This window comes from Archangium sp. (assembly GCF_036277355.1).
Lineage (GTDB): Bacteria > Myxococcota > Myxococcia > Myxococcales > Myxococcaceae > Archangium.
Genome location: NZ_DASUNC010000105.1, coordinates 64,942 through 90,529, shown reverse-complemented (window position 1 = coordinate 90,529; position 25,588 = coordinate 64,942). Strand labels below are relative to the sequence as shown.

23 protein-coding genes are annotated in these 25,588 nt (G+C 70.1%); 16 read left to right on the top strand and 7 right to left on the bottom strand.

The genetic code is table 11. The features are described 5' to 3' along the window. Positions 1-353 precede the first annotated feature (353 nt). Complete coding sequence (locus VFZ09_RS27715; protein ID WP_329730691.1) at positions 354-2,360, top strand: S8 family serine peptidase; 2,007 nt, start codon at positions 354-356, stop codon at positions 2,358-2,360. Between the two features lie 85 nt (positions 2,361-2,445). Here the strand turns inward: VFZ09_RS27715 and VFZ09_RS27710 are convergent, their stop codons facing one another. The 4 genes from VFZ09_RS27710 to VFZ09_RS27695 all read right to left on the bottom strand — a co-directional run bounded on the left by VFZ09_RS27710 (position 2,446) and on the right by VFZ09_RS27695 (position 7,768). Then, positions 2,446-2,892 (bottom strand): SMI1/KNR4 family protein, encoded by a 447-nt coding sequence (locus tag VFZ09_RS27710; protein ID WP_329730690.1) that lies wholly within the window; start codon positions 2,890-2,892, stop codon positions 2,446-2,448. Between the two features lie 204 nt (positions 2,893-3,096). Further along, a complete protein-coding gene (locus VFZ09_RS27705) occupies positions 3,097-4,974 on the bottom strand; it encodes an ABC transporter permease subunit (protein WP_329730689.1) in 1,878 nt (625 codons plus the stop codon). After that, positions 4,971-6,827 carry a hypothetical protein gene (locus tag VFZ09_RS27700; protein ID WP_329730688.1) on the bottom strand — a complete coding sequence of 619 codons (1,857 nt, stop codon included), beginning with the start codon at positions 6,825-6,827 and terminating at the stop codon, positions 4,971-4,973. The genes VFZ09_RS27705 and VFZ09_RS27700 overlap by 4 nt, the downstream gene beginning before the upstream one ends. Next, entirely contained in the window at positions 6,824-7,768 is a 945-nt protein-coding gene (locus tag VFZ09_RS27695) for an ABC transporter ATP-binding protein (RefSeq protein ID WP_329730687.1), read from the bottom strand. The genes VFZ09_RS27700 and VFZ09_RS27695 overlap by 4 nt, the downstream gene beginning before the upstream one ends. Before the next feature lie 21 nt (positions 7,769-7,789). On the opposite strand from VFZ09_RS27695, the gene VFZ09_RS27690 reads away from it, so the two are divergent. Next, entirely contained in the window at positions 7,790-8,317 is a 528-nt protein-coding gene (locus tag VFZ09_RS27690) for a YkgJ family cysteine cluster protein (protein WP_329730686.1), read from the top strand. On the opposite strand, the gene VFZ09_RS27685 is transcribed toward VFZ09_RS27690, so the two are convergent. Then, positions 8,301-8,720 (bottom strand): CBS domain-containing protein, encoded by a 420-nt coding sequence (locus tag VFZ09_RS27685; RefSeq protein ID WP_329730685.1) that lies wholly within the window; start codon positions 8,718-8,720, stop codon positions 8,301-8,303. The genes VFZ09_RS27690 and VFZ09_RS27685 overlap by 17 nt on opposite strands. An 86-nt stretch (positions 8,721-8,806) precedes the next feature. Further along, a complete protein-coding gene (locus VFZ09_RS27680) occupies positions 8,807-9,775 on the bottom strand; it encodes an RNA polymerase factor sigma-32 (RefSeq protein ID WP_329730684.1) in 969 nt (322 codons plus the stop codon). A gap of 343 nt (positions 9,776-10,118) precedes the next feature. Between VFZ09_RS27680 and VFZ09_RS27675 the strand changes: the two genes are divergently transcribed. From VFZ09_RS27675 to VFZ09_RS27610, 14 genes are all read left to right on the top strand, one after another. Further along, complete coding sequence (locus VFZ09_RS27675) at positions 10,119-10,595, top strand: hypothetical protein (RefSeq protein ID WP_329730683.1); 477 nt, start codon at positions 10,119-10,121, stop codon at positions 10,593-10,595. Continuing rightward, positions 10,592-11,260, top strand: coding sequence for a hypothetical protein (locus VFZ09_RS27670; protein ID WP_329730682.1), 669 nt, complete (start codon positions 10,592-10,594; stop codon positions 11,258-11,260). Before VFZ09_RS27675 ends, VFZ09_RS27670 begins: the two co-directional genes overlap by 4 nt. Further along, a complete protein-coding gene (locus VFZ09_RS27665) occupies positions 11,257-11,595 on the top strand; it encodes a hypothetical protein (RefSeq protein ID WP_329730681.1) in 339 nt (112 codons plus the stop codon). Before VFZ09_RS27670 ends, VFZ09_RS27665 begins: the two co-directional genes overlap by 4 nt. Then, positions 11,588-12,301: a hypothetical protein gene (locus VFZ09_RS27660; RefSeq protein WP_329730680.1), complete on the top strand. Its 714-nt coding sequence runs from the start codon at positions 11,588-11,590 to the stop codon at positions 12,299-12,301. The genes VFZ09_RS27665 and VFZ09_RS27660 overlap by 8 nt, the downstream gene beginning before the upstream one ends. Next, positions 12,298-14,946 carry a DUF6884 domain-containing protein gene (locus tag VFZ09_RS27655; RefSeq protein WP_329730679.1) on the top strand — a complete coding sequence of 883 codons (2,649 nt, stop codon included), beginning with the start codon at positions 12,298-12,300 and terminating at the stop codon, positions 14,944-14,946. The genes VFZ09_RS27660 and VFZ09_RS27655 overlap by 4 nt, the downstream gene beginning before the upstream one ends. 14 nt (positions 14,947-14,960) lie before the next feature. Continuing rightward, positions 14,961-16,457 carry a DNA cytosine methyltransferase gene (locus tag VFZ09_RS27650; protein WP_329730678.1) on the top strand — a complete coding sequence of 499 codons (1,497 nt, stop codon included), beginning with the start codon at positions 14,961-14,963 and terminating at the stop codon, positions 16,455-16,457. Next, positions 16,454-17,749: a DNA adenine methylase gene (locus VFZ09_RS27645; protein ID WP_329730677.1), complete on the top strand. Its 1,296-nt coding sequence runs from the start codon at positions 16,454-16,456 to the stop codon at positions 17,747-17,749. Before VFZ09_RS27650 ends, VFZ09_RS27645 begins: the two co-directional genes overlap by 4 nt. Continuing rightward, a complete protein-coding gene (locus VFZ09_RS27640) occupies positions 17,746-18,837 on the top strand; it encodes a DnaA N-terminal domain-containing protein (protein WP_329730676.1) in 1,092 nt (363 codons plus the stop codon). The genes VFZ09_RS27645 and VFZ09_RS27640 overlap by 4 nt, the downstream gene beginning before the upstream one ends. Then, positions 18,834-19,232 (top strand): hypothetical protein, encoded by a 399-nt coding sequence (locus VFZ09_RS27635; protein WP_329730675.1) that lies wholly within the window; start codon positions 18,834-18,836, stop codon positions 19,230-19,232. Before VFZ09_RS27640 ends, VFZ09_RS27635 begins: the two co-directional genes overlap by 4 nt. Further along, positions 19,229-19,744, top strand: coding sequence for a RusA family crossover junction endodeoxyribonuclease (locus VFZ09_RS27630; RefSeq protein WP_329730674.1), 516 nt, complete (start codon positions 19,229-19,231; stop codon positions 19,742-19,744). The genes VFZ09_RS27635 and VFZ09_RS27630 overlap by 4 nt, the downstream gene beginning before the upstream one ends. A gap of 14 nt (positions 19,745-19,758) precedes the next feature. Further along, entirely contained in the window at positions 19,759-20,163 is a 405-nt protein-coding gene (locus VFZ09_RS27625; protein ID WP_329730673.1) for a helix-turn-helix domain-containing protein, read from the top strand. A gap of 152 nt (positions 20,164-20,315) precedes the next feature. Next, complete coding sequence (locus VFZ09_RS27620) at positions 20,316-21,290, top strand: hypothetical protein (protein ID WP_329730672.1); 975 nt, start codon at positions 20,316-20,318, stop codon at positions 21,288-21,290. Continuing rightward, the gene (locus VFZ09_RS27615; RefSeq protein WP_329730671.1) at positions 21,290-21,571 is read left to right on the top strand and encodes a hypothetical protein; all 282 of its coding nucleotides are present in this window, start codon (positions 21,290-21,292) and stop codon (positions 21,569-21,571) included. Before VFZ09_RS27620 ends, VFZ09_RS27615 begins: the two co-directional genes overlap by 1 nt. 690 nt (positions 21,572-22,261) lie before the next feature. Continuing rightward, positions 22,262-22,738: a hypothetical protein gene (locus VFZ09_RS27610; RefSeq protein ID WP_329730670.1), complete on the top strand. Its 477-nt coding sequence runs from the start codon at positions 22,262-22,264 to the stop codon at positions 22,736-22,738. Positions 22,739-23,137: 399 nt separating this feature from the next. Here VFZ09_RS27610 and VFZ09_RS27605 read toward each other — a convergent pair whose 3' ends face one another. Next, positions 23,138-25,570, bottom strand: a complete 2,433-nt coding sequence (locus tag VFZ09_RS27605; protein ID WP_329730669.1) for a hypothetical protein — start codon at positions 25,568-25,570, stop codon at positions 23,138-23,140. Positions 25,571-25,588: the final 18 nt, after the last annotated feature.

Genomic DNA, 25,588 nt, shown 5'->3' with positions numbered 1-25,588 from the left:
GCTCGTGGTACGACTCGGGCCCCCCATGACGGCAACCAGGTGGAATCGAAGAGGCGCGCTCACCTGCGCGCTGCTGCTGGCCACGGGCTGCGGCCTCGTGGATGCTCCGGGTGACATTACGAGGTGCCCATGGCGCCCGCCCGGCGTGGACCGAGTGGAAGGTGCTGCCCACCCTGGCCCTGGGCTTCGGGCCCAACGTGGCTCCGGGTCAGTAGTAGCCGCACGGCCTCCGGGGAGACGGAATCGGAGAAAACGAGATTAGCCGCCTTGACCGGTGGGTCCGGGAAAGACTAATTCCACCGGTTGGGCTCGTTTTCTTCACCCGTAGTCCTCGACCCCCCCGGAGGCCGTTCATGAAGCTGAAGCTGAGCCGTGCGCTGTTCACCTGCTCCCTGCTGAGCGTGGCCGCCTGCGGTGGCCCGCTGCCCGAGGAGGAGGGAGTCCTCCCGTCGAAGGAGGTGGGGCAGATGGCGCAGCTCCTGCGCAAGCCGAAGGCCATTCCGGGCGAGTACATCGTCGTGCTGCGCGAGGACGTGAAGGACGTGGCGCTGCGCGGTTCCTCGGACGTGGCGCGCGAGCTGGTGGCGGCGCGTGGCGGCCAGGTGCTGCACACGTACGAGCGGGCGCTCAAGGGCTTCTGGGTGAAGATGTCCGAGGCCCAGGTGCGCGAGCTGCTGGAGGATCCGCGGGTGGCCTACGTCGAGGAGAACGGCGTGGTGTCGGCGTCGGCCACGCAGACGAGCGCGACGTGGGGCATCGATCGCATCGATCAGCGCAACCTGCCGCGTGACTCGACGTACAACTACAACTTCGATGGCACGGGCGTGCACGCGTACATCCTCGACACGGGCATGCGGCTGACGCACTCGCAGTTCACCGGGCGCGTGGGCAACGGCTTCGATTCCATCACCGCGGGCGGCACGGCGTCGGACTGCCACGGCCACGGCACGCACGTGGCGGGGACGGTGGGCGGCACCACCTGGGGCGTGGCGAAGAAGGTGACGCTGCACCCGGTGCGCGTGCTGGACTGCACGGGTTACGGCTCCGACGCCCAGGTCATCGCAGGCGTGGACTGGGTGGCGGCCAACCACGTCAAGCCGGCCGTGGCCAACATGAGCCTCGGTGGAGACCCGTCCCCGGCGCTGGATGAGGCGGTGGAGCGGATGATCGCCGCGGGCGTGGTGACGGCCGTCGCCGCGGGCAACGACAGCGGCAACGCCTGCAGCTACTCGCCGTCCCGCACACCCAACGCGCTCACCGTGGGCTCCACCACGAGCAGTGATGCGCGCTCGTCCTTCTCCAACTACGGCACCTGCCTGGACATCTTCGGGCCGGGCTCGAGCATCACCTCGGCCTCGTACTCCAGCGACACGGGCAGCACCTCCATGAGCGGCACGTCCATGGCCTCGCCGCACGTGGCGGGCGTGGCGGCCCTGTACCTGCAGGCCAACCCCTCGTCCACCCCGGCCCAGACGATGTCGGCGCTCACCACCAACGCCACCCCGAACAAGGTGACCAGCCCGGGAACGGGCTCGCCGAACCTGCTGCTCTACAGCATGTTCGTCACCGGGGGTGGCGGCGGCGGGGACACCACGGCGCCGAGCACCTCCATCACCGCTCCGGCGGGCGGCGCCACGGTGAGCGGCACCACCACTGTCAGCGCGAATGCCTCGGACGACGTGGGCGTGAGCCGGGTGGAGTTCTACCTGGGCAGCAGCCTGCTCGGCAGCGACACCACGGCCCCGTACAGCTTCGACTGGAACACCACGGGCGTGGCCAACGGTGGGTACGTGCTGAGCACCAAGGCGTATGACGCCGCAGGCAACGTGGGCAGCTCGTCCACGGTGTCCGTCACCGTGAGCAACGGCACGGGCAGCTGCTCCCTCTCCGAGCAGCTCCTGGCCAACCCCGGCTTCGAGGGCGGCAACGTGAGCTGGACGGCGAGCACGGGCGTCATCGACGGCACCACGTCGGGCAGCGCGGCGCTCACGGGCAGCTACAAGGCGTGGCTGGGCGGTGCCGGCACCACCCGCACCGAGTACGTGTACCAGGATGTGACCATCCCCTCCACGGCGTGCAGCGCCTCGCTGAGCTTCTGGGTGAAGATCACCACCTCCGAGACGACCACCACCACGGCCTACGACAAGCTGGCGGTGCAGGTGCGCAACAGCGCGGGCACGGTGCTGGCGACCCTGGCCACCTACAGCAACCTGAACAAGTCGACGGGCTACGTGCAGAAGACGTTGGACCTGAGCGCGTACAAGGGCCAGAGCATCCGCGTGTACTTCAACGGCACGGAGGACTCGTCGCTGGCCACGAGCTTCTTCCTCGATGACACCGCGGTGAGCATCACGCGGTAATCGCTCGAGACAGGGGTTGGAATTCCCGGCGGCGCGGGGGCGGCAACGAGGCCCCCGCGCCGTTTTCATGTGCGGTCCGTGCTGCTCAATCGCGCAGCTCGTGCAGCCCCGTCAGGAATTCGCGGAAGTTGTTGGCGATGAGGTAGACCTCCATCTCCGTCGTGACGAGGACGATCCTGGGCTGCCCAGGTGGTACTTCGCGATAGTCAAAGCAGATGCTTTCTCCTCCCGGGGTCATTCCGAAAGGGAAGATGCCCGATGGTACGTAGGGTTTGATGATGCTGTACCTGGTGGGGATGGCATACCCTTCCTTGGACTCTTCCAGGGAAAGGGTCAGCAGACAGGTGAAAGCATTGTCACTCTCCCCGATGTCGAAAACGTTGGGGGTGGGACGCATGCCCTGGTGCTGGGGCGCGAGCTGCTTGTACTCCTCGGGCAACTGAACGCCCCAGGCCGCTTCGAGTTCCGCGATTTCAGCAGGCGCTGCAGGGTGGGATTCCTTCCAGACATAGGGTTCCCAGCGGATGTTCATTTCGAGGTTCCTCTCCCAGGCGAGGGCTGGCGGTATCCTCCACCCCAGATGGCCATGCCACCCGTATGCGGATTGGCAAGACGGTGTGCGCCTTCGCGAATGAGCTGCAATAAGATTTGAGGGGCGTTCCCCCACTGACGGGAGGGCCCAGCCCTTACTCTTGTTTAGCGCTCTGAGTCCTTGGCTCGTGTATTCAAGCGAACCTCACTCCACCCGCACCATCGTCCACGGCTCGTAGAGCACCTGTCCCCGAGGAGTCCTGAGCCCGAGCTGATACCAGAGCCGGCCCTCCGAGATGTTCGCCGGCGTTCGCCAGTGCGGGCCCGTTCCGAGGTAGGGCCCGTCGAACGTGTGGCGGTTGGACGTCTCGTTCGAACGGAAGCGGCAGACCACCTCCCAGTCATCGGGCACCGGTCCGTCCACGATGGCCCGGATGCCCACCCGCCCTGAATCACGCTCCACGGCTCCTCGCGGGCGCGGCAGCGAGTCGATGACCTCGCGGCGCAGCTCCACCTGCTCGTCCAGGTACGCGAAGAAGTCGTCGAACACCTGCGACAGGTCGATGCCCGCCGTCTGGAACGCGTCCTGCCACGCCAGCGCGCCCTCCAGTCCCTCGGGGGCGTCCTTCCTCCCGAGCGCGGAGATGACGCGCGCCGGGGCTCCGTCCCCATGCCGCCGCACCAGCACCTCGATGAAGGCCCTGCCCAGCGGGTACACCTGATTCTCGTCCCGCTCGGCCGCGAGCTTCTCGTAGTCCAGCAGCTCCTCCGTCTTCACCTCCCGCCGCGCCCGCGCCGCCGCGGCGATGAGCTGGAACTCCTCCTCCGCGCCGGGAGGGTAGAAGAGCCGGTACTCCACATAGCTGGCCAATCCCTCGCTGAGCAGCTTCAGGGCCGACAGGCGCGGGGCCGCGTCCACCCCCGCGATGCGCTGGGCGAGCACGTGCGTCGTCTCGTGTCCGAGCACCGCGAGCCCTTCCTCGGCATCCGAGAGCCCGGCGAGGTTCATCCGCAGCGTGTTCCAGTAGGCCGTGCCCGACGTGTGCCTCGCGCTCCCGTTGAGGTCCGCGCGGATGATGTCTCCCGCCTCCACTCCGAGGAAGGTCCGCGTCTTCTCGAAGACGCCATCCGCTCCATCCAGCAGCGGCTCGGCCCGCTTGCGCAGGCTCGCGGGGTAGCTGAACTGGTAATGCCCGGTCGCCGCCTGCGCGGTGGCCATGGTGGGGAACTCCACCCGGGGGCCCTTGTCACCGCTGTCCTGCTTCGTGTCGTCGCTCGCGGACCACCGGCCGAAGAGCCAGACGAACAGGCCCACGGTGGCCACCGTGGCCAGCGTCCCCAGCCACGAGCCCTGCATCCGCCGCTGGACGGCGGCGGTGAGCCGCTCGCCCCACCCGAGGAACTGCGCCAGGGCCAGGCCTAGCAGCACGCAGGCCACCGAGAGCTGGAGGCGCAGGGCCTCCACGGGCCAGCGCCACGTGGTGCCCTCGAATCGCGGCGCCGTGAAGCGGAGCGGGTTGAGCACGGCCAGCCACGGCTCGCGCTCCTCGAGGACCGACTGGGTCAGCATCAGCACCGCCAGCACCGTCCAGCACAGCCGCCGCAATGGCGCCAGCGCCAGGGCCAGCGCCAGCACCGTGAAGGCCTGTGCCACCCGCAGCACGGCGGCCACCGCCATCATGTCCAGGTGCAGGCCCGGCTCCAGCGAGGTGCTGGACACGAGCTGGTGGAAGATCATCCACAGCATCGTCCCCAGCGGGAACACCAGCACGGTGGCGAGCGCGACGAGCAGCTTCACCCAGAAGAGCGTCCAGCGGGACGTGGGCAGCGCGTCGAGGAACTCCAGCGTGCGGTCATCCTGCTCGCGCACCAGCAGGCCGCAGCCCAGCGCGAAGGCGAGGATGAACGTCATCATGGACAGGTCGCCGCCCGGTCTGAACCGGTCGAAGGTGTCCGCGTAGGGCGAGAACCCCAGGGGCTCGGTCCACAGGTCCGACACCACGTCGAGCGCGATGAAGAAGAGCGCGAGCCACAGGAACGGCCGCTGGTCTCGCACCTCCTTGGCCACGAGCGGGCGGATCATCGGATCTCCTTCCTTTCCGCGAGCAGGCGGATGGGGCACCCGAGCGTCTCGGACTCCACCTGCACCACGAAGAGCCACCGGTCTCCTCGCGCGAGCCCCAGCGGAAGCCGCGTCCCGCTCGCCGAGGGCACCGTGTCCTGCCGGGAGAGCTCGTGCGCGGCCACCTCGTTCTCGAAGGGCTCGAGCTTGTGGTGGAGCAGCGCGTACCGGGTGGGAAGCGTCTGGCCTCGAGCCGCCTGCAGCGTGTGCTCCAGCCGGAAGGTCTCCTCCGACTCCGCCACCAGCGACAACGAGGGCGTCATCCCCGCCACCCACTCCAGCTCCTTCGCGTGGGCCTCGCGGTCCTCACGGAGGGCCTCGGACCAGCGTTGCAGCAATTCCTCCTCGGAGAATCCGCCCTGCTCACGCAGCAGCGAGGCCAGCCGGGGCTCGGTCCAGAAGCCCCACAAGCCCGTGCCGGGGGGCCGCGCCAGGGTGTGCCGCATCAGCGCCTGGAAGGAGGCCTCCCCGAGCCGCGTGTGCAGCGCCTGGATTCCCCGGGCCGCCAGCGCTCCCGACAGGCACGGCCCGAGGCGCTCGCGCGTGCTCAACCAGCTCCGGGCGTCGAAGCCCTCCCGCGAGGCTACCGCGGCCCTCGCCGGCAGCCGCTGCTCCTGCCCGCTCCGGTGCGCCCACCACGTGGTGAAGCCATCGAGCAGCCACTGCCGCTCCTCCCGCAGCACCACGCCCTCGCTGAGGTGGATGAGCACCTCGCGGAAGAGGAAGGCCTCGAAGGCCCGCTCATCGAAGTCCGGAGCCGAGAGGTTCGCCCGCACCACGACGCCATCGGCCTTCTCGAGCTTCGCACGCTGGAACACGTCCGCGTCGAGCTCGCGGATGGGCAGCACCGCCACGGCCGGAAGCCGCTCGAGCCCGAGGTAGTCGCTCAGCGCGAGCAGCTCCCGCGCGAGCCGCTCCGACAGCGCCCGGGCCCGCTCCCGTGGGAAGCCCACCCCGGAAGCCACCTGGAGGGCCGACTCCTTCACGCGCGTCTGCTCCGCATCGCGCAGGGAGAAGGGCTCCCGGTGCTTCGCCTTGCCGAGCAGGGTGCTCGCCGTCATGAACCCGGTGACGAGGCACGCGATGAACACCTTCTCCCGGTGGCTCATCTTCTGGGAGAACAGCTCGGTCAGCGTTCCATCCCGGTAGAGGACCAGCCCGAAGCAGAGCGCCACCACCCCCGCCATGAGGGCCCAGCACGGCAGCAGGTGCTCCCAGGGGATGCGCTGGCGCTCGAAGGCGAAGTCATTGCCGAGCAGCGCGAAGGGCCCCGACTCGAAGAGCTCGAACTCGGTGAGCTGGTCCAGCGTGACGGCGGCGAGGAACAGGAAGATGTAGAGGGGGTTGCGGTAGCGGCCGAGCAGCCCGGCGAGCGCGAAGGAGCTCCAGCCCAGCAGCACCGGGGTGGCCGCGCGAAGGGAGAGCAGCAGGAGGAAGCGGGCGGTGACGTCCTCGTGGGCGCGGGCCCTGCTCCACAGGTAGAGGAGGAACGCCGCGAGCGGGAGCAGCAGCACGGCCGCCCCGAGCACCAGCTTGGTGGCGAGGATGCGCGGGCGCGAGAGCGGAAGCGCCTCGAGGAAGAGCTGGGTCCGCTGGCCGTACTCGCGCACCACCAGCCGGTGCCCCACGAAGAGGGCGCCCACGGTGGAGAGGAAGACGGCGGGCACCTGGAGCAGCGCGAACAGGCTGCCCTTGTCCTCGATGTCCTTCTGCGCCACGAGCAGCAGGAACAGCACGGCCCCGAGGAGGAGGTTGAGGAGGAGCCACGCGATCCGGTGCTCGCGCCACTCCTTGAGGAGGAGGGCCCGGCTCATGACTCGTCCGACCGCCGCGCGTAGGCGAGGAAGATGTTCTCCAGGGACAGCGTCTCCACCGCCTCCGGAGCGAAGGGCGCGGTGGCCCACTCCCCGGGAGTCCCGAAGAGCACCAGCGTCAGGCGCCCATCCGGCAGGCGCTCGCGCCTCACGAGCGACAGGCCCTGCGGGAGCGGCTCCGGTGCGCTCTCCACCCCCACGCGCCGGACGGACTGGCGGAGCGTGTCGAGGCTGCCCTGGAAGCGCAGCCGGCCCTCGTGGAGGATGCCGATGCGGTGCGCCACCTCCTCCACCTCGCCAACGAGGTGCGAGGAGAAGAGCGCGGTCTGCCCCTCGCGCCGGACCTGGTCGCGGAGGATGTCGAGGAACTCGCGCCGCGCGACCGGATCCAACCCGGCGGTGGGCTCGTCGAGGATGAGCAGCGGCGGGCGGTGGGAGAGCGCGAGCGCCAGTCCCAGCTTCATCCGCGTGCCGCCGGAGAGCTGCGCGGACTTGCGGTCCTTCGGCACGTCCAGCACGTGGAGCAGCTGCTGGAAGCGCGCGTCGTCCCAGTGCGGGTAGAAGCCGGAGACGAAGCGCCCCAGCTCGAGCGCCGTCATCCACGGGTAGAAGACCTGCTCCTGCGACACGTAGCCGAGGTGCTGTTTCTGGGCCGCGCCCACCCGGCGGACCTTCTGGCCCATCAGCTCGATGTCGCCCGAGTCCGGACGGAGGATGCCCATCAGCATCCGCAGCGTGGTCGTCTTGCCCGCGCCGTTGCGGCCGAGGAAGCCGTACACCTCGCCCCGCCGCAGCTCCAGGTCCACCCCGTTCACCGCCTTCACGTCGAGGAAGGCGCGGGTGAGGCCCCGGGTGCGGAGGATGACCTCCGGCTCTGGCAGGGGCGCCGGGGGCGGCGCTTCGGGAGGCGGGTGGGGCAGCGGCTCGACAAGCTCGGACATGGGGCGGCAGTCTATGCGCTCATGGAGCCACTCACCGAAGCGCAACGCAAGACACTGGAAGACCTCTACCGGCGCATCGACGAGCGCGTGGCGCCCATCACCGGGGCGCATGCCTGGTGGCCCTGCCGGAAGGGGTGCGACCACTGCTGCCGTCACCTGGCGGCGCCGTTGCCCGTCACCCGGCTGGAGTGGACGTACCTCTGGGAGGGCTTCCAGGCCCTGCCTCCCGAGGTGCGCGCCGAGGTCCGGGCCCGCGTGGCCGGGCTGAAGGGCACGCGGCGGCCCTATACCTGCCCCTTCCTGGATCGCGAGTCCGGTGGCTGCCGGGTGTACGCGCACCGGCCCATGGCCTGCCGGACGTATGGCTTCTACGTGAGCCGGGACAAGGGCAACTGGTGCCACTTCATCCTCGAGCTGCTGGAGAAGCACGGGGACGGGGACATCCTCTGGGGCAACCAGGATGCCATGGAGGACACCCTGGCCCGGCTGAGCGGAGAGACCCTGTCCCTCTTCGACTGGTTCGACGCCGCGCCTACTGAGGGGTGTTGAGCTCGCGGAGCACCTCTCCGGCGTGACGCGCCTCGCCGGGTATCGTGGCCAGGTCGTCCAGGCTGATGAGGCCCACCGGCTTCTTGTACGCGTCGAGCACCACCAGGCGCCGCACCGCCTTCTCCTCCATCAGGTGCTCGGCCTCGGAGATCGGGGCGTCCGCGTCGCAGGTGATGACGGCATGGGTCATCGCCTCGCGCACCGGCGTCCGGTTCGGGTCCTTGCCCGCGGCCGTCGCGCGCACGGTGATGTCCCGGTCCGTCAGCATTCCCACCATCTGCTCTCCGTCCATGACGGGCAGCGCTCCGATGCCGTACGAGCGCATCCGCTCGGCCGCTTCGCGGAGGGTGTCATCCGCCTCGATGGTCTCCAGGCTCTTCGTCATCAGCTCGCCGATGCGCATCTGCCGCCTCCTCGGGGCGCTCCGCGTCCCCATGTGTTCCCCGATGCTCACATGCAATTCCTCCGCCACGGGTGGGAAGGCCCGGCTCAGGCCGGTGCGTGCTGGCTGGAGCCTGCTTCCGCGCCCAGCCAGGTGAAGTCCGGCATGTGCTCGTGCAGGTACTCCCGCATGCTCGAGATGAGTCCGGCCTCCACCTGGCGCGCCCGCTCGCGGCTGACCCGGAAGTGCTGTCCGATGGTCTGCAGCGTCTCGGGCTCCTCGGCCAGGAGCCGGTGCTCCAGGATGTAGCGCTCGCGCTCGTCGTGCAGCGCGTGGGCGAAGTCGTGGACCTTCCCCTGGAACCAGTGGGTGAGCTCCCGCCGCCCGAGCTCCTCGTCCACGTCCGGCGCTCCCGAGGGCAGGGCACGGCTTGGCGTGGGGCGGCCCGAGTCGTCCTCGGGCGAGGCCGCGTCCAGCCGCAGCTCGTCCTGGCGCAGCCGTTGATCCATCTCGACCACGTCCTCCTCGGGGACGCCCAGCCGGGCGGCCAGCAGCCGGGGGCTCACCTCCTGCCCCGAGGCGAGCAGGCGGCCCTCCTCCTGCCTCATCCGGAAGAACAGCTTGCGCTGCACGTCCGTGGTCCCGAGCTTCACCAGCCGCCAGTTCTCCATGATGAAGCGCAGCAGGTAGGCGCGGATCCACCAGGCCGCGTAGGTGCACAGCCGCACGCCGCGCTCCGGCTCGAAGCGCTCCACGGCGATGACGAGGCCCAGGTTGCCCTCCTGGACGAGGTCCATGAGGAGCAGGGGAGGGCGGTGGTGCTCGCGGGCCAGCTTCAACACCAGCCGCAGGTTCGAGGCCACCAGCCGGGCCTGGGACTTGGGATCGTGGTGCTCGCGGAAGTGCCGGGCGAGCGCCGCCTCCTCCTCGCGGGACAGGAGGGGATGCCGCCGCACCTCGGCCAGCCACGTGTCGAGCAGCGCGCGATCATCGGGCGTCAGCGCCGCGCGGTGGCCGCGGGACTGCTTCGATGACCGCGCCAGCCGGGCGGGGCGGAAGTGGGGGACCGGAAGCATGTGGGGACCTCGCGGCGGATCACAGACGATCTGGGACCGGTGCCGCCGTGATGCAGCAAGCGTGCGAGGTGGTGGCCGTCCGGAGAGGCGCCGGGCTGCCCGCAAATCCTGCATGCGTGCGGGCGGCCGGGTGCAGAAGGTGCGGGGGCCGGTGTCACGCCCTCAGCCCTCACCTCCGCTGGGGCCCGCGTCCTTCTCCGCGCCGCGCCGCAGGCCCAGGGCCTTCATCTTCTTGAAGAAGGACCGGGGTGGTTCGTGCGTTTGCAGCAGTGGCGCCGAGTTGCAAGGTGTTGGTTTCGCTGGGGTGAGCGGCGAGGCGGAACCTCACCGGGTTGCGTCGGGTGTGTCGCCGGTTGTTGCCGGTGAGCACACGGCGAGCACACGGGAGACCTACTGGCATGGTGGCGTGCCGGGGCTGAAGGTCGGCGACTACGTCCTCCCGCCGAGCATCACGCGGACGCGCTTCATCCTCTCCGCGTATGAGGACGGGGCGACGAGCCGGCCCGGGTACCAGCCCACCCGGGTGTACGTGGCCTCCGAGTACGTCGGTGCGGAGGTGTTCGCCGCCATGTACCCGGGTGGAGGTTGGGTGTACCGCGTGGTGCCCGAAGGCCAGTTCGAGCACGACCCGGACGTCATCGCGCTCGGCAGGTCCTGGGCGTGCGAGCGAGCCCGCGTCGTCGATGTGGTGCCGCTCAGTCCGGACACCATCGAAGGCATCCTTGATTCCGTCATCCGCGAGCTGACGAGCCCGCAGGACCTGCGCGCGCCCACGCAGAACGTGCGCGCGCCCCGGGGCGGGAAGGGCGGTGCGGCATGACCACCCTCGAGTATCCCGAGTGGAAGGACTGGCAGACGACGTGCCGCGTCTGCGAGCGGGTGAAGTGCCCGAAGCCGGAGGCCGTGGGCGAGTGGCTGGCCGAGCTCGTCAAGCAGCTCCATGAGATGGTGCGTCCGGATCTGGGCGAGCACCGGCACTGGCGTCGTCAGGTGGCGTTCTACGAGTCGCTCCTCCAGTGCTCCACGGTGACGTGGTCCTGGGCGCTCCGTGGTGTCTGCCCGGACTGCATCAAGTACGAGGACCCGGAGAAGGCGGCCTATCTCGACTGCCCGGAGCGCGTGGACTTCGACGCCTCCGTCCGCTGGTCCTGTCTCTCCCCGGACTTCACGGCGGTGGGGTTGGTGAGGGCGGTCACCCCAGACGGGCTGGTGCGCGTGCCCGCCGTGTGGCGCGCCCGAGGGCTCTCGGTGCACCCCGGCGTCGACTTCTGGCCCCCCGGGCCCTACTGGTGCATCACCCAGGACCGGACCGGCCGGCGCGTGACGAGGGTGCAGGAGCAGGACGAGGCCATCGCCCTGGCCGAACTGCTCGCCGAGGTGGCCGACTGGGAGTCGCTGGACGTCGCGGCTATCGAGGCCGACAAGGCCTTGCATGAGCGCGTGCGCCACGTCGTTGGCGTGCTGAAGGTGGGAGGTGCGGCATGAACACCTGCCCTCTGCCTTCCTCCGACATCGAGGACCTCGCCGACGCGCTGGACCGCGAGCAGCGCGACCACGAGCGGATGCGTCAGGCATTGATGGAGGTCACCCGCGAACTGGAGCGGCTCCGCCCCATGGAGTTGGCCGCGCGCGCTGTCCTCGGGGTGTGCGACAGCGTCACCACCGGTGCCCAGACGGAGGAGCGGCTGCAGCAACTCGGCCTGACGCTCGACGCCCTCCGGGCCACGCTCGCCGCTCCGCCCGAGGCCTTCACCGCCCAGCACGCGCTGGAGCCCGAGATGCCGGGTCTGCCCAGCGGAGAGGACGTGGACCATGGCTGAGCCTCGCGAGCGGCCCATCCTGTTCTCCGGGCCCATGGTGAGGGCCATTCTCCATGGCCGGAAGACGCAGACCCGGCGCGTGGTGAAGCCGCAGCCCCCAAGCATGGAGGCTGTGCGGTCACTGTCCGGCGACGGCTTCAGTCCGCACCTCATGAGGGATGGCACCTGGACCGTTGCCGGTCCCGTATGGGCGGTCCGCAAGCTGCTCGGCACCGAGCCTCGGTGGCGCTGCCCCTACGGCCGGCCCGGGGACCGGCTGTGGGTGCGCGAGTCGTGGGGGGTGCTCGGCAACATCCGGGAAGCGTCTGCCGAAGATCAGTTTACGGCACACGTTGAGTATTCGGCCGACCTCGCCAAGCGGACCATGACGGTCCACATGGACCAGTGGCGGGGATCCTATGAGCGGCGCGGGAAGTGGCGTCCCTCCATCCACATGCCCCGGTGGGCCTCGAGAATCACGCTGGAGGTGACGGGCGTGCGCGTCGAGCGCCTGCACGACATCTCCGAGGCAGATGCACAGGCGGAGGGTGTCGTCTGCGAGAACCTCGGCCTGCGCGGAGACGTGTGCCGCATCGTCACGCCGAGCCAGCACTGGAAGTACCACTTCCAAAACCTGTGGGCGTCCATCAACACCCTGGAGTCATGGCGCGCCAACCCCTGGGTGTGGGTGGTGGAGTTCCGCCGGGTGGAGGTCGCCAACCCATGACCAGCGACCCGCGCCGCTATGCCCTGGTGGGCTGTGGAAAGGAGAAGCTGGACCGGGCCGCCCCGGCGCGGGACCTCTACACGGGGCCGCTCTTCCGGGCCGCGCTTGAGGTGGCCGAGGCTGAGTTCGGCGCCGACGTCTGGATTCTCAGCGCCAAGTACGGGCTGACCGACCTGGACGAGGTGTTGGAGCCGTACGACCTTCACCTCGATGACCTCACGGGCGACGAGTTGCTCGACTGGGGGCGCGATGTCATCCGCAACCTCACGGACGATGACCTGGGCACCCCGGCGCACCTCACCGTGTACGCGGGCGCGGCCTACGTGAACGCTCTTCGCGCGCACCTGCCTGCTTCCTGGGTCGTGGCCGCCCCGATGGAGGGACTCGGCCAGGGCCATCGCCTGGCGTGGCTGAAGGCCCGTCGAGCCGCGCTCACCGCCACCCCGGCCGCCGCGAACTCGGCGGCTCCATCCCCTTCCGCGGGGCCCTGTGCCTCGCCCTTGGAGCTTCGGATGTCGAACGCAATCCCTACCATGTTGACCCACGCGCAGCGGGGCGAGGCCTTCACTGCGGCCCTGGCGCTCGAGGACGGCCTGAAGGAACTGGAGGACCTCAAGGCCCGGCTGCTCGCCGAGTTGGAGGCCATGGCCGACGCCATGCGCCAGAAGCACGCGCGGTTGATGCGCGCGGCTACCACGGGGGTGAGCCCCGAAGCGCCCGAGCAGCAGTCCCTGCCGCTCGCCGACGCCTCCCCGGTGTCTCCGGTGCAGACCACCGCGACGGCCTCCGCTGACGAGGACGAGCCGCCTCCTTCGTCTCCCAGCGGGAAGAGCCGCTCCCGCTCGCGCAAGGGTGCACCGGAGGAGAAGGGAACGAAGCGCGCCGCGGCGAACTCGGCCCGGACCGCCTCGAGCGCCCAAGCCAACGCCAGCCCGGGGGCGGAGGTGGACGACTCCGTGCCGGCTCCTCGCGTGCCGTGCTGCGAGTGCGGTGACTCGGTGGCGGACCATAAGGACGGCACGGGCCGGTGCCTCCGTGTGAGGGGGATGAGCAAGTGCAAGTGCAAGCGCTTCACCCCCGCGGCTGTCGAGCTCGGGGGGTGGCCGGGGTGGAAGGTGCGCCCCCACAAGGGCAGCCTGAGCACCGGGCGGGGCGGAGAGCAGGGGTGCACCATCGTGGCGACGTGGCAAGGCGGAGAGTCGGAGACCCCTCCGGTGTGGTGGGTGCCGGGTTACGGCCTGGCCTTCCAGGACGGTGAGGCGGTGAACTGCGTCTACAGCTACCTGGGTGAGAGCGCCACCACGCTGACGTACGAGAAGGACACGCGCTGGAACTGGGTGCCCAGGCCGGTGCTGCGCGCGGTGGCCGAGTACCTGGGAGCGACGTGGCCCGAGAAGCAGGAGGCGTCTGCCGAGCCTTCGCCCGCCGCCGAGCCCACGGAGGAACTGCCGCGCATGGAGACCACGCCGGACCACCCGTGCGAGTGCGACGGGTGCGGCAGCACCTTCAAGGCCTCGGAGTTCCAGCCGGTGGGTGAGGGGGAGAGCAGGGGCTTCTACTGCGCGCCCTGCAAGGCGGAGGTGGACGACTTCGACAGCGCCAAGCCGGACGCCAAGGATTCCCTGGACGACAAGCTGCGCCGTGCGGAGAGCCAGCGCAAGGCGCCGCTCCCGGCCCCCGACTGGACGAAGGCGCTCGACAAGACGGCGCTGCTCGACTTCCTTGAAGGGCCACGCCGTTCCTCCATGGAGTACCTCGACGAGCTCGAGGTGACAGGCACCAACAGTTCCTGCGATGGGTGTGGAGAGGGAGCGATCAGCGATCCTCCTACCCGGGCCCGGCTGTCCTTCACGCGGCGGCACCGGCCCCAGGGCGGGACGACGTGGGAGGCGGAGAAGGACCCCAAGGCCGGCGCCGTCATGTTCAGCCGGTGGAAGTGCCAGCGCTGCACTGAGGCGCTCCTCCCCACCACCAAGGCGTCAAAGACGCGCCGCTCGAAGGGCACTCCGAAGGAGGCTCCAGCACCGGCCCTCCCCGCCTCCGAGCCCGTGACTGCACCGGCGGCCCCGGTCACGTGGCGCGTCGAGCTGCCGGAGCGCAATGAGGGACACACCATCATTCGCCTCTGGCTTGTGAACGACGCCACCGGCGAGCGCAAGCCGGCCACTTGGTGGAGCGGGGTGTCCTCGCTGCGTCGAAGCCACCACCTCTCCGGCAAACTGGAGGGCGAGCAGCTCGCGGCCCACATGGAGTTGGAGTCCTGGTGGGCGGACAACGCGGACAGCGTGGTGAAGCCGCTCGCCGAGGACTGTCGCGAGGGCCGGGTGCCGGGACTGAAGGTGTACGAGCCCGAGACGCTCGGCGCCGGGCCGCACATCTACGCCCTCTCCAATTGCCGGACGCTTGAGGCATGGGAGGGGGAGGGGGAGAAGGCAGAGCCTCACGTTGACTTCGTCTCGCCCACCGCGCGCGGCGACGTGCAGCTCCGGGTTGGACCCTTCGTGCTGAGCCCTGACGGGCACCTGACGACGGCCGACACCGAGGCCTTGGACTGGTCTGCCGAGAACGAGGGCGTGGTGGCGGAGGCGGAGGACTTCATCAGGCGGGGCTTCATCTTCGAGCTGCGCCAGGAGGTGGTGGCGTGAGGATCGCGGCGCACATGAAGCCGATCGCCGTGGTGCTCTTCGCGGGCGGCGGTGGCGCAGACACGGGCATCGAGGCCGCGCTGGGCAGGCCCGTGGACGAGGCCGCCAACCACAACGCCGTCGCCATGGCCGTCCACAGGGCCAACCACCCGCGCACGCGGCACCATGTCGCGAACGTCTGGGAGGTGGACCCGCGCACGGTGGCTGCCGGGCGGCCGGTGGGCTTGCTGTGGGCGAGTCCCGACTGCACCCACTTCAGCAAGGCGAAGGGTGCCAAGCCCCGCGAGCAGGGCATCCGCTCCCTCGCGTGGGTCGTCCGCGACTGGGCCCGGGACGTGGGCCCGGACGTCATCATGCTGGAGAACGTGGGGGAGTTCGTGGACTGGGGGCCGCTGTACGAGGTGGGCCACGTCGCGCCGGACGGCCGCGTGCTGCAGGAGGGTGACAGGCTGATCGGCACGCCCATCCCCGAGCGCAAGGGGGAGACGTTCCGGGAGTTCGTGAGCGAGTTCGGAGGCCTGGGGTACTCGGTGGCTTGGCGGCTGCTCAATGCCTGTCACTACGGCGCGCCCACCAGTCGAGTGCGCCTCTTCCTGGTGGCGCGGAAGGATGGGCAGCCCATCACCTGGCCCGAGCCCACGCACGGCCCGGGCCGCGCCCACCCCTACCGGACGGCGGCGCAGTGCATCGACTGGTCCATTCCGTGCCCATCCATCTTCGAGCGGAAGCGGCCCCTGGCCGAGAAGACGATGTGGCGCATCGCCGAGGGCATCCGCAAGTACGTCCTGGAGAACCCCCGGCCGTTCGTCGTCGGCGTAGGTGGGCGAGCTGGTCAGTCGTCCGCGACTCCCGTTGACGCACCGGTGGGCACCATCACCGCGAAGAACGACAGGGCCCTCTGCGTGCCCACCCTCATCCAGACGGGGTATGGCGAGCGGAAGGGCCAGGAAGCGAGAACGCTGGACCTGCACACCCCACTCGGCACGGTGGTGGCCGGGGGCTGCAAGCACGGGCTCGTGGCCGCCTTCCTGGCGAAGCACTACGGGGACAGGGGGCAGCGGCCCGGGATCCCCATGACCGAGCCGATGTCGACCGTCACCGCGACGGACCACCACGCGCTGGCCACCGCCACGCTCGGGGTGCCGGGCTCGGCGGGGGGCTCGGACCGCACCACCGAGGTGCGTGCCTTCCTGACAACGTACTACGGCGAGGGCTCGGTGGGGCAGCGGGTGGACCGGCCCCTGCGCACCATCACCGCCAAGGCCCGGCTGGGACTCGTGACGGTGGAGGGGGTGGACTACCAGATCACCGACATCGGCATGCGCATGCTGGAGCCCCACGAACTCCTCCGGGCGCAGTTCGGCCGCTTCGCGGACGCCTACGACATGATCGCCGCCCGCTCGAAGGCCGAGAAGGTGCGCCTCATTGGCAACAGCGTCTGCCCCGAGGTGGCCGAGGCGCTGGTGCGCGCCAACCTGGGCGAGCGGATGCCCGCGCGGGAGGCTGCGTGAGCGCGCTCCGAGCTCCATTCCCCTGGTTCGGTGGCAAGTCCCGGGCGGCCCCTCTCGTCTGGCAGGCCTTCGGGGACGTGGCCAACTACGTGGAGCCCTTCGCCGGCAGCCTCGCGGTGCTGCTCGCCCGGCCCACGCCTCCGCGGGTGGAGACCGTCAACGACAAGGATTGCTACCTCGCCAACTTCTGGCGGGCCGTCCAGGCCTCGCCGGACGAGGTGGCCTACTGGGCGGACAGCCCTGTCAACGAGGCGGACCTGCACGCGACTCACCGATGGCTCATCAACGGGGAGGACGAGGCGGCGCGTCTGCGCAAGGCGTCGAACGTGGCGCTGCAGGCCCTCACCTCGGGGGACGTGGCGGCGGCTCAAGCGGCGCTCCGTGCCGGCCAACTCGAAGGGCGCCCGCTGGGTGCAGCGCTGCGCGAGCGACTGCGCAAGGATGAGAGTTACTTCGACGCCGAGGTAGCCGGGCGCTGGGTGTGGGGAATCAGCCAGTGGATCGGCTCGGGCTGGTGCGCTCAGCCCGCGTGGGAGGAGCAGGACGCCGCCGGCGCCGAGAAGACGTGCGGCATCCACACCGCCGAGTACGAGAAGCGCCCCGCACTCGACAAGCCCGGCCGGGGCGTGCACCAGCTCGCGGCGCGGGAGACGGGCACGTACCGCGAGGGCACCTTCTCCTACGACTGGAACGTGTCGCTCGCGAACTCGGTGAACTGGACTGGAGGTTTCCGAAAGGGGAGTTCACAAGGGGTGCACGCCAGGTGCTTCAGACCCCGGCAGCAGATGCCGATGCTCCGCGGCGACAGCGGGGCCGCCGGGGCCGGAGTACACGCCTCAGGCAAGAAGGGAACCATCCTCGAGTGGATGCAGGCCCTGGCCGCCCGGCTCCGCTACGTCCGCGTCTGCTGCGGGGACTGGAAGCGGGTGCTGACGCCGTCCGTCACCGAGGCGATCGGCACCACCGCCGTCTTCCTGGATCCGCCGTACAGCGCGGCCGCTGGCCGGGACCCGAGCATCTACGCGGAAGAGGACCTCGACGTCGCCCACGCGGTGCGCGAGTGGGCCCTCGCCAACGGGGACAACCCCAAGCTGCGGATCGCCCTGTGCGGCTACGAGGGCGAGCACGCCATGCCGGGCAGCTGGCGGTGCGTGGCGTGGAAGGCCCCGGGGGGGTACGCGGCGAGCGCCGGCAACAAGGCCAACGCCCAGCGTGAGCGCATCTGGCTCTCCCCTCACTGCCAGCCGGCTCGACAGTCGGACCTCTTCAGCTTCGCGGGGGCCACACCATGACGTGCGCCAGCATGCCCCAGGAGGTGCTGGAGCTCCGTGCCCAGCTCGAGCTGGAGCGGCTCGCCCGGGCCCGGGTCGAGGCGAAGCTCGAGGGCTTTCGGGAGGCCGTCGCCCTCTTCCTGTCCGGGCGCCAGGTGGAGGCCCCCGCCCCCCGTCACGCCCCGTCACGCCCCGAGCAGCGTGACAGCGTGACAGCCAGCGTGACACCCCCCACCGGGAAGGAGCGGGAACAGGCGCTCGCCACAGTGAGAAAGCAGAATGAGAGGGCGCGGAAGCGCAGCGTGACAGGCCAGCGTGACAGCGTGACACCCAGCGTGACACGGAGGAAGGAAGAGAAGAATAGAAGTATAGAAACCCTCCTCCCTCCTCCTCCCTCCAGCGCGGAGGCCCGAGGGACGCTGGTGCTCGTCACGGCGAACGCGCGTGACTCCCAGCGCGAGAAGCCGCGAGAGCACCGCACCCCGGACACCCTCCCGCCCGAGGTGCAGGCGCTGCGCAACGGGTGGAACGAGCTCGCCGCGCCCCATGGCTTCGCCCCCTGGGGGGAGCGCACCTCGGCGAAGCTGCTGCGGGACGCCCTCACCGCCCTGGAGCGCCGGCCGCTCGAGGAGTGGTTCAAGGCCTTCGCCCTGGTGCCGCGCTCCAACGTGTGCCGCGGCGAGCTCTCCAGCGGCCAGCGGGCCACGGTGGTGAAGCTGCTCGTGGGCACCACCCGGGACGGGTACACCTGGGCCGAGAAGCTGCTGGGCGGGGAGTGGACGATTGACCCGGAGCCCCGGGGCGAGCAGCCCCTGCCCGGGACTCCGGCCGCCGAGAGCTCCGCCCCGGCCGAGGACACCCCCGCGGCGGGCGCCTGGCGGCAGATGCTCGAGGCCCTGCGCGCGGACGGCAAGCACTACGCGCTCAACTGGCTGGCGAAGCTGCGCGCGCGGGGCGTGGACGAGGGGGTGCTGGTGCTGGAGTGCACGGACCGCTTCCACGTGGACTGGCTGAGCGACCACTACGGCGGGCTGCTCGGGCGCATGGCCGAGATTCAGGGACTCTCCGGCGTGCGCTTCGTCAGCCCGGACGGGGAGGGCGCGCCATGAGCACCGGCCGCAAGCGCCGCCCGGCGGACACCAGCTCTCGACGGGCAGAGCAGGCGGCGTTGCCACTCGCCCCTCCTGCCGAGCCCACCTCCCAGCCGGCCGCACCACAGGCCCGCGCCGAGCTGCCCGCGGCGCCTCGCCCCGTGCCGAAACGTCAGCCGGAGGCACCCCAGCGCCCTGCCGCCGGGGGCTGGGAGGTGCTCTGGGTGCGGTGCGAGGAATGCGGCCGGGGCCGCCACGTGGACGCGGCCGGCCGGCACGGCGCCATGCCCGTGCGGCAGGTGACGCTCGAGGGCCACCCCACCTGGCCCCGGTGTCAGCACGCCGTGCCGTACTGGGAGAACTGCCGCGGTGCCCCGGTGGCCCCGCCCTGCTGCCTGGAGTCCACGCCATGAGCTGCCCCCTGCCGAAGTCCATCCGCCTCACCCTGCCGTACCCCCCGAGCGCCAACACGTACTGGAAGCCCGCCCCGGGCCGCGGGCTGGTGCCCTCGGACGAGGCCCGCAGGTACAAGGCCGCCGTCGAGCTGATCGCCCGGCGCGAGGGCGTGCTGCCCCTCACGGGCCCCGTCCGCGTCACCCTCCGGGTGTACCGCCCGCGCCGGGTGGGAGACCTGGACAACACGCGCAAGGTGCTGCTCGACGCCCTGCAGGGCTGGGGCTTCCTCGATGACGGCCAGGTGTCCGAGGACCACGGGTACCGGCTGGACGACGACCCCAAGCACCCCCGCGTGGAGGTGCTGCTCGAGGGCGAGGCCTTCGCCACCGCCGCCGAGGCCGAGTCCCACCGCCGCGCGCGCGCCGAGCGCAGCGCCCGGGCCCGGCGGACCCGCAACGCCAACCGCCTGTTGAAATACCGCAAGCAATTGCGTCTCTCGCCCTCCACCCACTCACCGAGGAAGCCATGACAGTCTTTAATGACTTGCGTCGTCCCAAAACCGTCACCTGCGCGTGCGGCGCGGTGCTGCAGGTGAAGCCCAAGGGCCGCCTACCCTGGCGCTGCGACGAATGCTGGTGGAAGCACACGCTGGCGCGCCAGCGCGGCGAGCCCACCCCCTCCCGCCCGGCGCACCTGGAGCCCGAGGCGCGCGACTCGCTGGGTATGGGCCCCGAGCGGCCCGAGCTCGGGATGACGGAGGTGGAGTACGTCCGCTGGAAGGTGAAGCGGATTGTGCAGCTCTACCGCTCCGAGACGGAGCTCTCCGCGCAAGCGATTGCCGAACGCCTGGGCCTGAGCCTGAGCACCGTGACGAACGTGCTCAACAGGCACGGCATTCACTGCCGCGGGGACGGCCGGGCCGTGCTCGCCGCCGGGCCACCTGCCTGAGTTGGTTTGGGTTTCCGGCATGCCGGATTGTTGACGCAAGCCCTCCCCGCTGGGAGGGATGACGTATGGCTTCCGCAGCTCGCCTCTTGCCTGTCCCCCCCGCGTCCACCCCGCCTGGCTCCTCTGGGAGCGAGGGACAGCCACGCGCGCAGGTGGCCGCGCCTGCCTCGGCCCAGGAGCCCTTCGCCTTCCTCGCCGAGGTGCCCACGCGGGAGAAGCGGCGGGTGGCGCGGGCCCACCGGCCGCACCTGCGCGGGCGCACCCCTCCCGCCGGGGCGCCTCGCCAACCCCTGCTGCCCTTCAACCGCGCGCGGCAGGAGAAGCTCCTCACCCCGGAGCTCGCCGAGTCCATCGAGGGGGCGCTGGCCGTGGTGCGCGGGCCCGCCGCCAACGGACGCCGGCAGCTGCAGGCGAAGGCCACGGGCCAGCGGGTGAAGGTGGACGCCACCCGGCTGTCCCGCCAGCAGCGTGCCGCCGAGGCCACCCTGCTGCAGCTGCTGGTGCCCTTCCTCCGGGCCGAGGTGGAGCACGCGTACACGCACCACGCGCGCACCCACCTGGAGAAGGAGGACTTGCTGCAGGAGGCCCTCGCCCGCGCCCAGCGGCTGTGGGTGGGCTTCGAGTCCGGCTGGGCCGGCCCGGGCAAGACGCTCTACCCCGCGTACGTCATGAAGGCCGTCCGCCAGCACCTGGGCAACGTCCTCGAGGAGGCGAAGCTGGTGCGCCCCACCCAGTGGGGGCGGAAGCTGGCCGCCCGCGCGCGCCGCCGCGTGGCCCGGGAGAGTGTCTCCTACGAGGAGGCCCTGAAGACGGAGGGCGCGGACCAGGCCACCTCCCTCGGGCTGCAGCTGGGGGCCACCCTGGCCGGGGATCGCGAGTACCTCGAGCACGCCGACGAGCGCGACGAGCACCGGGAGGAGCGCGCCCAGCAGCTCGCCGCCGTGGCCGCCCTCAAGCGCCTGCCGAAGCTGGAGCGCCTGGCCGTCGCCGTCCCCATGGGCCTCGCCCGCGAGCAGCTCTCGGACGCTCAGCTCGCCCGCCGGCTGAAGTGCACCCTGGAGGAGCTCCACGCCGCCCGGGCCCGCGGGCTGGCCGCCCTGCGCAACGCCCTCCAGGAGGCCGCCTGATGCCTCGCATCGTCGCGAAGAAGGACGGGACGTGCCGCACCTGTGGCGGGCGCGTCCGCAAGGGCGAGTACGCCGACTTCCAGGCGGACAAGGGGCTCGCCCACCCGGAGCCCGCGTGTGCCCAGGGGGCCGCGCGCCACCGTCCCAACATCCGCGCGGGCACCTGCACCTGCGGCACCCACGTCCCTCCCGGGAAGGGTCACCTCAGGCTGGTGGAGGACAAGGGCCCGGGCCTGGGGAAGCGCTGGGCGGTGGACTGCGCGCGCTGCGCGGGCTTGTGACGTACATCGTGGCTTGGGTAGGGTCCGCTCCTGCTCGGAGTGCCGTCGTGCCTCTGGGCTCGAGGAGGGGAGTCTATGAGAGCGGTGTGTTTAGGGGTGATGTTCTTGTTGCTTCCGGGATGTTTCCGGGTCGTTGTGGACTCGCCAGCCGGGCGCAGCGGACAGCAAGGCGAGAACGGTGGCGTGAGTTTCATCGGACTGACGACCGTGACGGCCGACGCTCGCGAGTGCACGTACGGGATTGCCAAGGTCGAGACGTATATGCCCTTTTGGGGTTGGCTGCTGGGTGTGTTTACCGCCGGCATCGTTCCAGGCATGACGGCACAGTACCACTGCGCTGCCCCTCCCCCAGTGCATGGAAACACGACCGCGACGCCGCCCGCAGTTGCTGTGATGGGGGCTCCACGGGAGAAAGAACGGCAGGAGCGGATTGCGGCTCCCTCCCGCGCCGCAGAGGAAACAGGAATAGGGCAGCACGCTGCGGAGATGCAGGCGGTTGCAACGTCCACGGCGTCTCCCGTCGCACCACTCCATAACCCAGCACCCGTGGCCACCGTCCAGACTGTGAATGGGCCGGTCTCTGCTGATGGAACGCCCATGCGGCTACCGGACGGTACGATAAATCCAGCTTTCATCAATCCGCCATCTGGGTATCGCAGTCCGGAGGGGTATCAGAAGGCTCGCTGGGGCATGTCCGAAGACGAGGTGAAGCTGGTCTATCCTGAAGCGCAGGCTGTCGAGCAGGGAATGTGGCTCGCCGGCGAGACGGCCGGTCACAAGTCATTGACGGCATTTGGATTTGGCGATCATCGCTTGTCATTCGTTGCGATCCAGCTACAAACGACGCGTCCAACGGTGGCGCAATATATTGAGGATCATCGCAGCCTCAAGGCGCTGCTTGTCCAAAAGTACGGGCCGCCGATGTATGATACTGTCAGATGGAGGGAGGGGAAAAGCTTTCTTGGAGATAGCCCTGATGGTCTATCGACTGCCCTGAGAATGGGATATGCCTCGCTTGAGACGCAGTGGATTACGGGCGAGACGATGATTCGTCTGGATTGCGAGGCGAAGGACTTCACGCCGAAGATCAGCATTACCTACGCAAGTATGCGGTTGGCTTCAAAGATGGTCGAAAGGCAGAACCAAGCGAAGGCAGACGATCTTTAATCGCAGCATCGCCGACGCTTCTCCGAGGAGCACACGTCATTCCTCGGAGAACCGATGATGCCCCGTACCCTGTTGCTCCTGCTTGCCGTCGCCTGTGGCTCTGCCCCGTTGTCCCCGCTGCCCTCCATGCCGGATGCGGGGACCACGACGAGCAGCGGCCCACAACCACCCCTCTCCTGCTCGCCGCGGGCCATGCTCGGCAGGCCTACGGCGGCAATGGAGACAGCGTGTGGTACGCCGTGCATTTACACCACGCAGACGTCCGGCACGTCATTCTCGGAGTGGTGGCTCTATTGCCCCGGAAGCCCTGCCTGCAGAAGGGACTGCCCGGAGGCCGTCACCTTCTTCGCCCTGGACGGCACCGTCTTCACCTGGGCGAGCAACACGCCCTACCCGTAGTCAGAGGGTGCCGGCCGCCTGGGCCAGGAACGTCACCCCGTCAATGTTGATGGGAAAACTGCCCCGTATCGGGGTGACTGCTCCGGTGCTTGCGGCGATCCGGATGGTGGCCGGTCCAAGTTCTCCCGCGCACATGTAGTCCGCGGTGAAGGCAGGCCGATCCCCAGCGTCCAGGTAGAACGCCACCTCCCCCAACGTGCCCGTGTTGACACACCCCTCCAGGCGGATCTCCCCCAGAGAGTTCATCCGATACCTGGGAGCCACCTTTCCAGATGGGGGCACCCAGCCAACACCGCTCGCAGCGAGCGGATAGCGGTAGAGAAAGGTGTCCGCGAGGAGGACGACGCGCACCGAGTCCACATACACGAAGTAGCTGCTGGTGCCGGACTTCGAGACGCCGACGCTGGCGTAGCGCGCGGCGAGAGGGACGGTGGTGGGGCGGGCCCGGACACCCAGTATCTGCCAGACGTCAGACCCGGCCGAGTACGTCTCGGACACCTTCACGCTGCCCACGGTACTTCCCGCGGCGTCGTACCAGAATAGCCACAGCGCGGCGGTGTGGCTGAGGTTTTCGGGCGCTGGTACCAAGACGACAGCGGAAGGCGTCAGCCTGTCACCAGGCCGCACGGTGAATCGCTGGCTCTCCAACGTGGGTGTGCCCGTGCCCTGGAGGCGCACCGACCTGGAGCCGCTGAACACCGTGCTCGTCTCCGCCACCGCATCCACGCCCCAGGTGCCGCCCACCAAACGCCATGCGGCCGGAGGGCTGGATGGATCGGGATGGGACTCGAGGTCGGAGTTGAGAGGCAGCGCGGACCAGGTGACGTTCTGCGCGACATCACTCGGGGTGACGTACCTCGGGGCCAGTGTCACCTCCTCCGAGGCCGGGCCCACGTTGCCCTTCCTGTCTCGGGAGCGGACGCGGGCGTACTTCGTTGCTCCCGCCGTGAGTCCCGTCACGTCGAAGCACGTGGAGTTGCTCACCTCCCGCCGCGTGGCGCTGGAGAGGGCAGCGCCCGGGGTATCGTAGACGTGGAGTTCGTACTCCTCGGCGCGCGGGCCGCCCGAGGTGATGTTGGGGGCGGTGAAGGAGAGCACCGCGCCGGTGACGCTGTTGGTGACGCCGAGTCCGGAGGGAGCGGCGGGCCCGGTGAAGGGGGCGCCCGGGGCGATGCCGGCGCGGGACTCCATGGACAGCCAGGCTGCGGGCCCGAGGGAAGGCTTGCCGAGCAGGCGCAGCGTCGTCTTGGCGCTGGTGGAGGAGAGGGAGTGCGTCACCTGCCGGACGGCCAGGCGCTGCTCGGCGTTGAAGTTCACGCCGTTGGGGGTGAGGGCCACCAGGTCGGCTAGTTCGAGGGCCGGGTGGAAGCCCACCTCCACCGTGGCCCCGGCGTCCATGGTGGAGAGGTCGGCCAGGGCCAGGTCCGCGAGGCGCCCAGCCTCGGCGGCGGTGCGCAGGTTGGTGGAGGCCCCCTCGGTAACCCGCATGAGGCGGTGCAGGCGGGTGCCTCCGCTCGTCAGCCAGCCGAAGCGGGCGAGGGCGGTGGCGGACTCCCGGCGCACCGTCTTGCGCTTGGGCTGCCCGGCCGCGTCCAAGTCCGAAGCGTCCGGGTACACCACCTCCACCGCGGTGCGGACGTCCTCGAGCCCCATGCGCAGCTCGCCGAGGTACTGGTAGTCCGAGGCGGTGTACGTCCACACGGGCGCGGTGGCCGTCCTGTCCGGGCCCCACAGCCACAGGCCCCAGTCGCCGGTGTCCGGGCGCAGCTTCCAGCGCACCTCCCAGCCCCGGCCCACGGCCAGCTTCGAGAGCGCGTCCATGCAGGGCTCGTAGTCCTGCTTGTACTTCCCCAGGGCCTGGGCGGAGGCCACCGGGGTGTAGAGCGCGAAGTCGGAGAGCTGGGCGTCGGTGAGGATGGCGTTGCACACCGTCTCCAGCGGCACGCCGCCGTCGCTGCCGTACACCTTCTCCTCGTCCGTCCACACGTCCTGGAGGGCGGAGGACAAGTCCCTGCCGGTGAAGGTGATGATGTCCGGGTTGCCGGAGTCCACCGAGTCGATCCGGCCGAAGAAGAGGGGCAGCCACACCGGGAGGACGGGCTGCCCGCGAACGCCTACGGCCACCTCCACCCGGAAGCGCCGGTTGGGGTCCACGAGCGGCGCGTAGCTGCCGGCCAGGTTGTTGGCCAGGGAGCTCGTCATCAGCGGGGCGAGGGAGAGGCCGCGCACCTGGCGCATGAGGCGGACGGTGGCCTGCCCCACGGGCATGTCGAGGTTCTCATCTACGTCCACGCCCTCAAGGAAGTCCCGGCCCAGGAGGTTGGTGAGATCCCACCACTGGCCGTCCGGGCCCAGAATGCGCACCCGGCCGCGGGCGTGGTAGCCGGCGGGGTGCGTGAGGATGCGAATCAGTTGCTCGGTGAGGGGGCGCATGCCCAGGAGAAGCGGTGC